The 13,212-nt window shown below is 56.2% G+C and carries 12 protein-coding genes and 2 tRNA genes; 4 read left to right on the forward strand and 10 right to left on the reverse strand.

What is annotated here, in order from left to right; genetic code table 11:
* Positions 1 to 224 precede the first annotated feature (224 nt).
* The 4 genes from NH395_RS08365 to sdhC are packed head-to-tail and all read right to left on the reverse strand — an operon-like array spanning position 225 to position 3,454.
* Entirely contained in the window at positions 225 to 935 is a 711-nt protein-coding gene (locus NH395_RS08365) for a succinate dehydrogenase iron-sulfur subunit (protein WP_066317198.1), read from the reverse strand.
* 24 nt (positions 936 to 959) lie between these two features.
* Positions 960 to 2,732 carry a succinate dehydrogenase flavoprotein subunit gene (sdhA, locus tag NH395_RS08370; protein WP_253023946.1) on the reverse strand — a complete coding sequence of 591 codons (1,773 nt, stop codon included), beginning with the start codon at positions 2,730 to 2,732 and terminating at the stop codon, positions 960 to 962.
* A 3-nt stretch (positions 2,733 to 2,735) separates the two neighbouring features.
* Positions 2,736 to 3,083, reverse strand: coding sequence for a succinate dehydrogenase, hydrophobic membrane anchor protein (sdhD, locus tag NH395_RS08375; RefSeq protein WP_066317195.1), 348 nt, complete (start codon positions 3,081 to 3,083; stop codon positions 2,736 to 2,738).
* On the reverse strand, positions 3,077 to 3,454 hold the full coding sequence (sdhC, locus tag NH395_RS08380) for a succinate dehydrogenase, cytochrome b556 subunit (protein ID WP_066317194.1): 378 nt from the start codon (positions 3,452 to 3,454) through the stop codon (positions 3,077 to 3,079). The genes sdhD and sdhC overlap by 7 nt, the downstream gene beginning before the upstream one ends.
* Before the next feature lie 487 nt (positions 3,455 to 3,941).
* Between sdhC and gltA the strand changes: the two genes are divergently transcribed.
* Together gltA and NH395_RS08390 are read left to right on the forward strand one after the other, a co-directional pair.
* A complete protein-coding gene (gene gltA, locus NH395_RS08385; protein WP_253023948.1) occupies positions 3,942 to 5,228 on the forward strand; it encodes a citrate synthase in 1,287 nt (428 codons plus the stop codon).
* A 103-nt stretch (positions 5,229 to 5,331) separates the two neighbouring features.
* Positions 5,332 to 6,213, forward strand: coding sequence for an NAD(P)-dependent oxidoreductase (locus NH395_RS08390; protein WP_253023950.1), 882 nt, complete (start codon positions 5,332 to 5,334; stop codon positions 6,211 to 6,213).
* A gap of 390 nt (positions 6,214 to 6,603) precedes the next feature.
* Here the strand turns inward: NH395_RS08390 and NH395_RS08395 are convergent.
* From NH395_RS08395 to gltX, 3 genes are all read right to left on the reverse strand, one after another.
* A tRNA-Glu gene (locus tag NH395_RS08395) sits at positions 6,604 to 6,679 on the reverse strand.
* 36 nt (positions 6,680 to 6,715) lie between these two features.
* Positions 6,716 to 6,791, reverse strand: a tRNA-Ala gene (locus tag NH395_RS08400).
* A 93-nt stretch (positions 6,792 to 6,884) separates the two neighbouring features.
* Positions 6,885 to 8,363, reverse strand: a complete 1,479-nt coding sequence (gene gltX / locus NH395_RS08405; protein WP_253023952.1) for a glutamate--tRNA ligase — start codon at positions 8,361 to 8,363, stop codon at positions 6,885 to 6,887.
* Between the two features lie 276 nt (positions 8,364 to 8,639).
* Here gltX and NH395_RS08410 point away from each other — a divergent pair, with 276 nt between their 5' ends.
* Positions 8,640 to 9,164, forward strand: coding sequence for a helix-turn-helix domain-containing protein (locus NH395_RS08410; RefSeq protein ID WP_253023954.1), 525 nt, complete (start codon positions 8,640 to 8,642; stop codon positions 9,162 to 9,164).
* Between the two features lie 8 nt (positions 9,165 to 9,172).
* Here the strand turns inward: NH395_RS08410 and NH395_RS08415 are convergent, their stop codons facing one another.
* Both NH395_RS08415 and NH395_RS08420 read right to left on the reverse strand, forming a co-directional pair.
* On the reverse strand, positions 9,173 to 9,793 hold the full coding sequence (locus tag NH395_RS08415) for a hypothetical protein (RefSeq protein WP_253023956.1): 621 nt from the start codon (positions 9,791 to 9,793) through the stop codon (positions 9,173 to 9,175).
* A gap of 215 nt (positions 9,794 to 10,008) precedes the next feature.
* The gene (locus tag NH395_RS08420; protein ID WP_253023958.1) at positions 10,009 to 10,332 is read right to left on the reverse strand and encodes a hypothetical protein; all 324 of its coding nucleotides are present in this window, start codon (positions 10,330 to 10,332) and stop codon (positions 10,009 to 10,011) included.
* Between the two features lie 259 nt (positions 10,333 to 10,591).
* Here NH395_RS08420 and dusA point away from each other — a divergent pair, with 259 nt between their 5' ends.
* On the forward strand, positions 10,592 to 11,623 hold the full coding sequence (gene dusA, locus NH395_RS08425) for a tRNA dihydrouridine(20/20a) synthase DusA (protein WP_253023960.1): 1,032 nt from the start codon (positions 10,592 to 10,594) through the stop codon (positions 11,621 to 11,623).
* A gap of 36 nt (positions 11,624 to 11,659) precedes the next feature.
* On the opposite strand, the gene NH395_RS08430 is transcribed toward dusA, so the two are convergent.
* A complete protein-coding gene (locus tag NH395_RS08430; protein WP_253023962.1) occupies positions 11,660 to 13,114 on the reverse strand; it encodes a catalase in 1,455 nt (484 codons plus the stop codon).
* Positions 13,115 to 13,212: the final 98 nt, after the last annotated feature.

A 13,212-nucleotide genomic window follows, 5' to 3' on the forward strand; every position in this document is an offset into this window, starting at 1 on the left:
GCACCGACCAGAGGCCGGAAACCCTTTTCAATTCAATTTCTTGTCAGTTCATGCTCAAAAGCCGGTACTCTCGGCACCGGCTTTTAAACTTGACTGGTCAAGTGGTGCGACGCGTCGCCGCACCAGATGACATGCACTATGATAACAAGCGAAGCGCCACGATTTAAGTACCATTTGTGCGCAACTTAAGTGGTATCCGCTTTTTATGCATAAAAGCCCCTTTTTTACGTGGCATCTGCCAGCAGCATCTCACGAATCTTGCCGATCGCCCGCGTCGGGTTCAGCCCTTTCGGACATACCGCCACACAGTTCATGATGCCGCGGCAGCGGAACACGGAAAACGGATCTTCCAGATCGGTCAAGCGCTCGCTGGTCGCCGTATCCCGCGAATCCGCGAGGAAGCGATACGACTGCAGCAGGCCTGCCGGGCCGACAAACTTGTCCGGGTTCCACCAGAAAGACGGGCACGAGGTTGAGCAGCAAGCGCACAGGATGCACTCGTACAGGCCGTCCAGCTTGTCGCGCTCTTCCGGCGACTGCAGACGCTCGATCGCCGGCGCTGGGGTGTCATTCTGCAGGTACGGCTGAATACGCTCGTACTGCTTATAGAACAGCCCCATATCGACGACCATATCGCGAATGACCGGCAAGCCGGGCAACGGACGCAGGGTCAGCTTGTTGCCTTTCACAACTTCCGACAACGGTGTAATACAGGCCAGACCATTCTTGCCGTTCATGTTCATGCCGTCTGAGCCGCAAACCCCTTCGCGGCAGCTACGGCGAAACGCCAGACCGCTGTCTTGCTCCTTCATCATATGAAGAACATCCAGCACCATTACATCGCGACCCTTGGTGTCGACCTGAAACTCCTGCATGTAGGGTGCGGAGTCGGTTTCCGGGTTATAGCGGTATATGGATACCTGAAGATTGGACATGGTGACTCCCTCTCGTTGCAGAGATTAGTAGGTACGAACCTTGGGCTCGAACGTATCAACGGTTTTCGGCTTGAAGTTGACGTCGCGCTTCTTCAGCTCTTTGGACATCGGGAAGTAGAGCGAGTGCTTCAGCCAGTTGACATCATCACGGTCAGGGTAGTCGTAGCGCGAGTGCGCACCACGGCTTTCTTTACGCTCAAGGGCCGCGATCGCCGTCGCTTCGGCCACTTCCATCAGGTTATCGAGTTCCAGGGCTTCAACGCGTGCAGTGTTGAACGCATTGGATTTGTCAGGCAGGTGAGCGTTCGCAATACGGCTGCGAAGTTCTTCCAGCTTCTTGACGCCTTCCTGCATGTTTTTCTCTTCGCGGAAAACACCGAAAGACGTCTGCATGATGTCTTGAAGCTCTGCCTTCAGCGCAGGGATGCTTTCGCCACCCTCCGACTCGTTCCAGCGAGTGATGCGCTTCATGGCAAACTCGACGTCCGATTCGGACGCGTCGAGATACTCGATACCTTCGTTTAGCGCGCCTTCGATAAACATGCCCGCGGCACGACCGAAGACCACCAGGTCGAGCAGTGAGTTACCACCCAGACGGTTGGCCCCGTGAACCGATACGCACGCTGCTTCACCGCAGGCGTACAGGCCATTCACGATATGGTCTTTGCCGCTTTCGTCCTGAGTGATCGCCTGGCCATGAATGTTGGTCGGAATACCGCCCATCATGTAGTGGCAGGTCGGCACGACCGGAATCGGATCTTTCGCAGGATCGACGTGGGCAAACGTCTTGGACAGCTCGACGATACCCGGCAGGCGCTTGCCAAGGACCTCTTCACCCAGGTGGTCAAGCTTCAGGAAGACGTGATCGCCGTTCTCGCCGCAGCCACGACCTTCCAGAATTTCCATGACCATGGAACGCGCGACCACGTCGCGGCCCGCCAGGTCTTTGGCGTTCGGCGCATAACGCTCCATGAAGCGCTCGCCGTCCTTGTTGATCAGGTAACCACCTTCACCACGGCAGCCTTCGGTGACCAGCGTGCCCGCACCGTAAATACCGGTGGGATGGAACTGCCACATTTCCATGTCCTGCATCGGGAAGCCAGCGCGCAGCGCCATCCCGATACCGTCGCCGGTGTTGATCAGGGCGTTGGTGGTCGAGGCGTAGATACGCCCTGCACCGCCGGTCGCCAGCACCGTGGCTTTCGATTTGACGTGAACCACTTCGCCGGTCTCGATGCACATGGCGATACAGCCCACCACATCGCCTTCGGCATTCTTGACCAGATCCACCGCGTACCATTCGTTCAAGAACGTCGTGTTGTTCTTGAGGTTGTTCTGGTACAGCGTGTGCAACAGGGCGTGGCCGGTACGGTCGGCCGCGGCGCAGGTACGTGCGGCCTGGCCACCTTCGCCGAAGTTTTTCGACTGGCCGCCGAACGGGCGCTGGTAAATGCGACCGTTATCGAAGCGCGAGAACGGCAGGCCCATGTGCTCAAGCTCGAAGACCGCTTTCGGGCCCTCAGAACACATGTACTCCGAGGCATCCTGGTCAGCGATATAGTCGCCGCCCTTGACGGTGTCATACATGTGCCAGCGCCAGTCGTCATTCGGGTCGGAAGACGCGATGGCACAGGTGATCCCACCCTGGGCAGAAACTGTGTGGGAACGCGTTGGGAACACTTTCGACAATACGGCTGTCTTCTTACCGGATTTCGCAAGCTCTAGAGCAGCGCGCAGGCCAGAGCCACCGCCACCGATGATAATGGCGTCAAAGGTCAGGCTACGTAGGTTAGACATGTATCAAGCTCCCCACAGAATTTGAATGCCCCACACCAGGTACACAAAGATGGCCAGAATGATGAGAGACTGGGCACCTACGCGAACGAAGGTGGATTTAAGATAGTCGGTCGTCACGGTCCACAGGCCTATCCAGGCGTGCGCTGCTACCGAGATAAAGGCCAGCAGGGAAAAAATCCGCATCCAGGTCTGATCGAACAGCGCGGTCCAGGCGTAGTAATCCAGGTCAGGATGAAGCAGCAGGTAGGCCACCATGAACACGGTGTAAATGGCCAGCACCACCGCTGAAAAACGCTGCATCAGCCAGTCGGACAGGCCGCTACGGCCAAAGCTTGTGACGTTGGTTACCATACCCAGACTCCTGCCAGAATAATCAGAATCGCGCTTACCACCACAGTGATCTGCGCTTTTTTCACACCACCCTCGAGCGTGACACCAATGTTGGCATCCATCAGCAGGTGTTTAATGCCTGCGACGAAATGGAATGCCAGCGCCGACAGCAGGCCCCAGGCCACAAACTTGGCGAAAAAGTTATTGGCCAGGGCACTGCTCACAGCATCAAAGCCTGCCGGTGAAGACAGTGATTCACCAAGTGCCCAGAAAGCGAAAATGAGGCCAACAAAAAGGATGACACCGGTGATGCGGTGCGCAATCGACGTCAATGCCGGAAGGGGAAAGTGTATCGTCGTCAGGTCTAAATTTACGGGTCGTTTGCTATTCACGGCTTATACACACTCTTATTGGCCCGCTCTGCGACAGGTCGGGCATAGCCCGAGCGGGCAGTGATTACTGGAAGGGGCTCGGCCGTTGCCAAGTCTGGCACGACCACCAGCCTACCGGTCGTGCGCCAGAGATTATAAGAAGCTTAGCCCCCGCTGACAAACCGAACTAAGGCTTTACTCGACCATTGTGCAAGAAAAAACTCTGTATTGTGAGTCGATTTTGCATCGCAGCATCGCTATAGTGTCGGTAAGCAAGCTCGTTAGTAAGCAGGTTAACGTATTATCCCCGTGATAGCATTTTCCGCTCAAAGCGACGCATCAACCATGGACAATCATTAACCAAGACAAGACACACTGTACAAGCATACCTAGCGATAGGGCTAATTGACAAAATGACGCACGCTTCTATAGTGGGCAAGCCTTTTCGCCGGCGCGGTATGCGCAGCACCGACTTTACGTCCCAACCCGAACTCGAAAGGAGGCCAGCATGGCTGACAGGAAAGCAACATTAACGGTAGACGGTCTAGATAAAACGATCGAACTACCAATGTACTCCGGCTCACTTGGCCCAGACGTTATCGACGTTCGCGCCTTGGGTGCCGAGGGCCTGTTCACCTACGACCCAGGCTTCATGGCCACCTCTTCCTGCCAGTCTGCCATTACCTATATCGATGGCGGCAAGGGCGTACTGCTGCACCGCGGCTACCCCATTGACCAACTGGCGAAAGAGTCCAATTTCGTAGAACTTTGCTACACCCTGCTTTTTGGTGATCTGCCTGACGACAAGCAATACGAAGCCTTTGCGTCGCGCATTCGTAACCACACCATGGTTCACGATCAGATCAACAACTTCTTCAAAGGATTTCGCCGCGATGCGCATCCGATGTCGATCCTGTGTGGTGTCGTTGGTGGTCTAGCCGCTTTCTACCACGACCACATGGACATCACTAAAGAAGAAGACCGCGAGATAAGCGCTATCCGCCTGATCGCCAAGATGCCGACGATCGCTGCGATGTCGTACAAGTACAACATCGGCCAGCCGTTCAACTATCCACGCAACGAGCTGAGCTATGCAGAGAACTTCCTCTACATGATGTTCAGCAATCCGTGTGAAGAGTACAAAATCAACCCGGTATACGCCAAAGCCATGGACCGCATCTTCATGCTGCATGCGGATCACGAGCAAAACGCGTCCACCTCTACCGTTCGCCTGGCAGGCTCGACCGGCGCCAACCCCTACGCCTGCATCAGCGCTGGCATTGCGGCCCTGTGGGGACCGGCGCATGGCGGTGCCAACGAAGCCGTGCTGGCGATGCTCGACGAAATCGGTGACGAGTCTGAAGAGAACATTCAGCGCTTTGTCGATAAAGCCAAGGATAAAGACGACCCGTTCAAGCTGATGGGCTTTGGTCACCGTGTTTATCGCAACTTCGACCCGCGCGCCAAGGTGATGAAAGAGACCTGCGACGAAGTGCTGGCCGAGCTCGGCATGGCCGACGATCCGCAGCTGAAAATCGCCAAGCGTCTGGAGCAGATCGCCCTTGAAGATGAGTACTTCATTGAGCGCAAGCTGTATCCGAACGTCGATTTCTATTCAGGCATTATCCTGAAAGCCATGGGCATTCCGAGAAACATGTTCACGGTGATCTTTGCGGTATCCCGCACCATCGGCTGGATTTCGCATTGGCACGAGATGCTCAGCGAAAGCTACAAGATCGGTCGTCCGCGCCAGCTTTACATTGGCCACGACCAGCGCGACTACCCCAAAAAGTAAGCCGCGTTACGCAGAGTGAAATGAGCATGCAAAGGCCGCCCCAGGGTGGCCTTTTGCATTTCCGCCATCGCTAATTCACAACACACCAACAATTAGGTGATTTATGGCTACGATCCAGACAGTCGCATTTATCGGTTTAGGCGTTATGGGCTATCCCATGGCAGGGCATCTTGCCCAACAAGGTCTCACCACACGCGTGTACAACCGCACCAGCAGCAAAGCTGACGCCTGGGTAAGCGAATACGGCGGCAGTGCCCACGCCACACCCCGCGAAGCCGCTGAAGGCGCCGACCTTGTCCTGGTGTGCGTTGGCAACGATGACGATGTGAGGCAAGTGACAACCGGGGAAAACGGCGTGCTCCACGGCATGACAAGCGGCAGCTTTCTGGTTGATCACACCACGGCATCGGCGGATCTCGCCCTGGAGCTTGATGCCGCCTGCCGCCAGCAGGGCATCGCCTTTCTCGACGCCCCCGTTTCAGGCGGCCAGCAAGGAGCAGAAAATGGTGCGCTCACCATCATGTGTGGTGGCCAACAAGCGCACTTCGATACGCTCGAACCGCTGCTTGCCCATTACGCCCGCGCGGTGACGCTGATGGGCAGCGCCAGCAGTGGACAGCTCACCAAGATGGTCAACCAGATTTGTATTGTGGGCCTGGTACAGGGGCTTGCCGAAGGGCTGCATTTTGCCGAACAGGCGGGCCTCGACCAGCAGCGAGTGATCGACGTAGTGTCCAAAGGCGCCGCCGGCTCCTGGCAAATGGAAAACCGCCATAAAACGATGATTGCCGATGAGTACGAGCACGGCTTCGCGGTGGACTGGATGCGCAAGGACCTGGCTATCTGTCTAGCCCAGGCACGCCACTTTGACGCCACCTTGCCGGTGACCGCTCTGGTGGACCAATTTTATGCCGATGTACAACGACTCGGTGGCGGCCGCTGGGACACCTCATCGCTGCTAAAACGTCTGCGCAAAGCGCAATAGATGCTTGACTTTTCACCCTGCTATTAACCCCAACAGGGTTTTCCACACTATCTGTGGATAACCCTGTTCACAACCACTAGAAAACGTCCCACAATCGCCATGATTAGCGGGGACGTCTTAAATTGGTCATTTTTTAACCTTACGTAAGCTACTGTTTTTAAACAGATAATGATAAAACAATGATTTAGCGCACGCGCATCGCCGGGTTGTGCACAACCTGTCTCAAAAAAACGCAAAAGTGGACAAGTCAAGTACAAAATACCCTAAATCAGCGGATTTTCAGCGCATAACAGGGGTTGTAAAACAGCGAGACATAGCCGTGGGTAAGCACATGAAGTGAGCTTTATAGCACTGCCAAATTAGGGAGGGGATAATGCTGAATGATGATGGTGGCGTCCCATAGGGGGTTCGAACCCCTGTTACCGCCGTGAAAGGGCGGTGTCCTGGACCACTAGACGAATGGGACGTTTCAAGCACGCTTCGCGTATGACGACATCAAGATTGGTGGAGCCTAGCGGGATCGAACCGCTGACCTCAACACTGCCAGTGTTGCGCTCTCCCAGCTGAGCTAAGGCCCCACGTGTCGCGAAGACGAGCGTATATTACTGATTACGCTCGCCTTCGTCAACCAGGAAATGCCAAAATATTATGGTCGTGAGAATGGACGGTTTTTATAGGTCGCGAAACTCTTTTTCAAGACGCTTGGCCTGCTTCTTGGAAACACCGCCTAACACCTCGATCGCATGGCGAAGCCGTGCTCGCGTGACGTCCGAGCCCAGAATCGCCATCGCATCCATCACCGAAGTGCTGGTGGCGCTACCAGTAATGGCGATGAACACAGGCGCCAGGAAAGCCTTCATTTTCAAATCAAAGTGCCCGGCCAATGCCTTCACTTCTTCAAGAAGTGCTTCTTTGTGCCACGCTGGCACCACTTCAAAACGCCAGACCAGAAATTGCAGCAGCTTCACCAACTCGTCTTTTTCCAACTTGACGCTGTCGAAGTCCTGCTCTTTCAGCTCGGGCAGCCCGGAAAAGAAGTGACCCGCCAACGGCGTTGCCTGGGCAAGGGTTTCGATACGGGGGCGAATCTGCGGCAGAATCTGCTTTACATAGTCCTCATTAAAGGCCCACTCACGCAGTGCCATCAGTAACCCGTCGTCGTCAAGGTCTTCGCGAATGTAGACCCCGTTCAGCCAGGTCAGCTTTTCCAGGTCGAAAACCGGCCCGCCCAATGAGACGCGCTGAACATCGAAAGCCGCCATCATTTCCGCAAGGCTGAATTTTTCGCGCTCGTCGGGCATCGACCAGCCCATTCGGCCCAGGTAGTTGGTCACCGCCTGAGGGAGGAAGCCCATGCGGCGGTAGTAATTAATCGACGTGGGATTCTTGCGCTTTGAAAGCTTCGACTTATCCGGATTGCGCAACAGCGGCATGTGGCAAAGCTGCGGCATCTCCCAACCGAAATATTCGTAAAGCAACTGGTGTTTGGGGGCGGAATTGATCCACTCCTCACCCCGCAGCACATGGGTAATGCCCATCAAATGGTCATCTACCACATTGGCCAGGTGATAGGTGGGCATGCCATCCGATTTCAGCAGAATCTGGGCGTCTACCTGCGCCCAGTCTACTTCAATGCTGTCACGGAGCATGTCATCGACTATACACACGCCGTCGCTTGGCACCTTCATCCGCACCACAAAGGGCCAGCCTTCTGCCGCCCGACGCGCCGCTTCGGCCTCATCCAATGCCAGATCGGCAGGTTTTAGGGCTAACTGCATACCGGCAGCCTTACGTGCCTCACGCAGCTCATCCAACTCTTCGCTGGTGCGATAACACTTGAACGCATGCCCTTCATCCAGCAGTTGCTGGGCATATTGCGCGTAAATATCGCCACGTTCGCTTTGCCGATACGGACCGTGCGGCCCACCCACATCTGGGCCTTCATCCCACTCAAGGCCCAACCAGCGCAGCGAATCAAGAATCATCTGTTCCGATTCTGGCGTGGAGCGCACCCGATCGGTGTCTTCGATACGCAGGATAAACTGGCCGCCGTGCTGACGTGCGAAACATAGATTAAACAGCGCAATATACGCCGTACCGACATGGGGATCTCCCGTCGGCGATGGCGCAATTCGGGTACGTACGGTCATTGGAGCGTCCTTTTGGCAAAAAGCGTGGCGATATTATACGCACCCTGTGCTTAACCAACACCATCGCGTAGGGAACGACTGCCGCCAGAAAGCGTCAGATACGGGGTTAAATAAACGTTGTCTGGAAAAAATGCGCGTTATTGCACAATCGCTTAGTATATCGTAGCGCTGATCAGCGGAATCCAGGTCTCATTTTCAGCAAAGACCCTATTTTAACGCCATCACTTTGATGGACATTTTTAAACGAGCGACGCCGCTCATCGACAGGAAAACGAAATGGAATCGCTAGGCTCACGTATCAAGCAACTGCGACTTCGGGCCAAGCTCAACAAAGCTGCCCTAGCACGTAAAGTTGGCGTATCGGATGTCACCATTTCTTATTGGGAGTCCGGAGCCATCAAGCAAATCGGCCATGAGCGTCTGGTGGCATTGGCCGAATCCCTGGACTGCTCGCTCGCCACATTGCTTGAGGGTGACAGCGCCCCACTCTTGTTGACGCTCAGCCACGAAGGACCACTACCCTGGGAACAGGTGCAGTCAACGTCGATGACCGTGCCTGATCATTTACCGCTCAAGGCCAACTGGAAAGCTCCCTGCATCATGGTGACACCGGTCCCAGGTAGCGACTTTGCACCGGCCAAGCCGGGCGACCTGCTCCTGCTGGGCCCCACCCACGTCTTCCACAAGAGCGGCCTGTACCTGGTGGAGCAGGACGATAAACTTCACCTTAAACAGCTAAGCAAAGCGACCAGCGACGTTACTATTCAAGCCGTACTGTTAGCGCACTGGCGATCCGCCTGAAGGGCATTTCATGGCGTCTGGAGTAACTCTGCGTTCCCCCGCGACTGTCTGGGCTGGTTGCCAACCATAAAACGTGTGGTGTAAGCGGCAATCTGACCCAGGCCATGGCGGGATTGAGTGACTAGCTCCCCCGTCAGATACTCCCCTTTTTCACCGATGCGCTGCTGCACGGCTCTGGGTTGAACGGTGGCTTCGGACAACTCCACCCTGACACTATAGCCACCGTCCGGTAAACCACTGCCGGGGCCAAAGGGCCCCGCGACAAACTGCCCTTGCTCAACATCGACCCGCTCGCGCCAACGCACGCGGCTCAGTTCACGCTCGACAATCACCTGCACCTGAGCGCCATCGGGCAGGTTGGTCTCACCTTCGACCTGCAAGCGACGGTCTGAACCAATCGACGCCGAGACAAGAATTCGAACATCCAACGGCTCTACGTCCTCGGCCGGTTCGCTCTGCGCCTCCGCTTCGCGACTCGCAGCTTCTTCTTGGGCTGCCGCCTCTGCCGTCTCGCGGGCCTGTTCGTCCGCAGCCTGCTCATCCCCGTCACCACAGCCTACAAGCAGTGTCATGGTGGATAACATGATGCCAACCAACGTTAGCCTGAAACCTGTCTTCATTTGATGCATATCCGCTCCTCGACCACCATAGCCGCCAGCTTATCACTCCCCTGCCACATACACAGAGAAATAAGCCACTGATCGAAGAAAGGATTATCGGGTGCCATGGCGAGACCAGAAAACGCCACTATCGATGCTAATGCACCAGATGATGAGTATGGTTCTTTGTTGGTAGCCGTTGGCCCGGTTGAAAGCTTAGGTTGTCGGCCTGTGCTTGGCTTTGGCTACGTATGGTTATCGCCCGCAGGGCGATTTAATTGCTTCCGCTTCGCAGCACCCCATGAAACCCCCAAAGTGATGGACACCGGTAATAGCACCAATAAGCCAGCGATAACACCCGCAAAGCCCCATGTCTCGCCATCTGGGTCGGTCACCCCCAAAAAGCTACCGACTATCAACGATCCCCCGGCAAAGGTCAGTGGCGAAAATGAAGCTGAAGCAAAGTGACGCCACCACGTGGGACGCCCGTTAATCCTCATGGACTTAACAAGCAAAACCCAGCAGATAACCATAACGGCTAAACCAGCCAATATAGCGACAAATTCCATTCCCTTCTCCCCGTCGTTATCAAGCGGTCGCTTGCTTCACTACATACAAAAAGCCTAACCCATAGCCGGACCTAACACCATTGACCCGAAGTCGATTTCACCCACGCTGAGAGTCGGTCTTCGCTCTGGGCTGAATGGCCTTTTTTGCGTACAATCTCACATCAATTATCCCCGATTCTATGCGTCCGCTACGGTGTATTATTTACACCTGTTTCAGGGCGTGTCTTTATACCGCATACCGAGTATGCAAGTGATTGATATGACGAACGTTAACCCAGCAGACGCGGCACGCCGGTTTTCGGTTGCGCCTATGATGGACTGGACTACGAGAGACTACAGAGCCTTCGCACGCACCTTGACCAAGCGTGCGTTGCTGTATACCGAGATGGTGACCACCGGGGCTATCTTGCACGGTACGCCGCGTGCGCGTTTTTTGGGTTTTGACGACGTTGAGCACCCGATTGCCTTGCAGCTGGGTGGCAGCGATGCCGCTGAGCTTGCTGAGTGCGCGGCGATTGCCGAGGCGTGGGGGTATGACGAGGTCAACCTGAACGTCGGCTGCCCGAGCGATCGGGTGCAGAACAATATGATTGGCGCCTGCCTGATGGGTTACCCGGATAAAGTCGCGGCGGCTGTGCGTGCCATGCAGGCGTCGGTGTCGATCCCCGTGACGGTAAAATGCCGTATCGGCGTTGATGACCAGGATGAAGATGCGGACCTGGCTCGCTTTATTGACACCGTGGCGGATGCGGGCTGCCAGACGTTTACCGTTCATGCCCGTAAAGCCTGGCTGCAAGGCTTATCGCCCAAGGAAAACCGCGATGTGCCTCCGCTGAATTACCCGCGTGTGCATCGCTTGAAGCAGCAGCATCCCGAACTGCACATCGGGATCAACGGCGGCATTAAAACGCTTGAGGAATGCCAGGCGCAGCTTGAACACGTTGACAGCGTGATGGTGGGCCGCGAGGCCTATCAAAACCCGTGGCTACTGGCGGGCGTGGATGAGCAACTGTTCGGCACGCCAGGCCCCGCCGCCAGCCGACTGGACGCTGCACGGGCATTTCGCCCCTACATACAGCGTCGGCTTGACGAAGGTGCCAAGCTCAACCACATCACGCGCCATTTGCTGGGTCTGTTTCAGGGCTGCCCGGGTGGGCGGCGCTTCCGTCGTCATCTGTCGGAACACGCACACAAGGAAGGTGCCGGACTACGCCTGTTTGACGAAGCCTTGAGCCTGGTCCGCGAGCCTTCAAACCAGCCTACTGACGCAAAACAGCCCGCCATCGCTTAACGGTGACGGGCCGCGATCTAGTGACCGGCTGAGCCGTTACTGGCCGCGCACGCCTTGTTCGATGCGTTTGCCAATCTCTGGGTCCACGTTGCGCCAATATTCAAAGGCCCGCTCAAGCACCGGCTCGGTCACGCCACCGGAAAGGTGGCCCACTACGTTGCTTACCAGCCGCTCTCGCTCTGCATCGTCCATGACGTCACGGACCAGCGCACCCGCTTGGCGCCAGTCATCGTCATCGGAACGAAGCGTGTACGCCTCACGCACAAACTGACCGTCCGTGGACCAAACGGCATCTTCCGGGTAGCGCTGCGGATCGGCTTTGGGACCGCCTTTGCTATTCGGTGCATACACCGGGTCGGTGGCATGCTTGATACGCATCGCCCCGCCCTGGCCGTAGCTGTGCACAGGGCTCTTGGGCGTGTTCACCGGAATATGCTTGTAGTTGACCCCCAGGCGGGCACGGTGGGCGTCGGCATAGGAGATCGAGCGTGCCAGGAGCATTTTGTCCGGTGATAGCCCCGTTCCCGGGACCATATTGTTAGGCTCGAACGCGGCCTGCTCGATCTGGCTGTGGAAATCCGTCGGATTACGATCCAGCGTGAGCTTGCCGACCTCGATCAGCGGATAGTCGTCGTGGGGCCACACCTTGGTCAGGTCGAACGGGTTGATGCGATAGGTCTTGGCATCGTCGAAGGGCATGATTTGCATCTTGAGCGTCCAGGTCGGGTAATCCCCCCGCTCGATCGCCTCAAACAGGTCACGACGGTGATAGTCGGCATCGCTACCGGCCATCTCATCGGCCTGCTGCTGGGTCATGCATTTGATGCCCTGGTCGGTCTTGAAGTGATACTTCACCCAGAAGCGCTCGCCATCTTCATTGACCCACATATAGGTATGGCTCGAGTACCCGTTCATGTGCCGCCAGGTGGCCGGAATGCCCCGGTCACCCATCAACCAGGTCACCTGGTGGGCGGATTCGGGCGAAAGCGTCCAGAAATCCCACTGCATGTCGTGGTCGCGCAGGCCGTTGTCGGCACGGCGCTTTTGCGAATGGATAAAGTGTTGAAACTTCATCGGGTCGCGGACAAAGAACACGGGGGTGTTATTACCCACCATGTCGAAATTGCCGTCTTCGGTATAAAACTTCACGGCAAAGCCACGCGGGTCGCGCCAGGTATCCGGGCTACCGCTTTCCCCCGCCACGGTTGAAAAGCGTATCACCACATCGGTTTTGGCGCCTTTCTGGAGGAACTTGGCCTTGGTGTATTGGCTGACATCCTGGGTCACCTCGAAATGGCCGAACGCCCCACTACCCTTGGCGTGGGGCTGTCTGTCGGGGATCATTTCGCGGTTGAACGCCGCCATCTGCTCCATGAGATAATGGTCGTGCATGACAATCGGGCCGTCTTGGCCTACCGAAAGCGCATGCTCGTCGCTTGCAACCGGATTGCCTGCTTCAGTTGTCGTGTAATGGGGGTTGTCGCCTGCCATCGTTAGTTCTCCCTTCATTCGAGGTGGCGCGGTCACTGTCCAGTCACCGTCTCTACTGTTACAGCTTGTCTACTGTTACAGCTTGTCTACTGATACAG

Source organism: Halomonas sp. Mc5H-6, from assembly GCF_024124705.1.
GTDB classification, from domain to species: Bacteria; Pseudomonadota; Gammaproteobacteria; order Pseudomonadales; family Halomonadaceae; genus Vreelandella; species Vreelandella subterranea.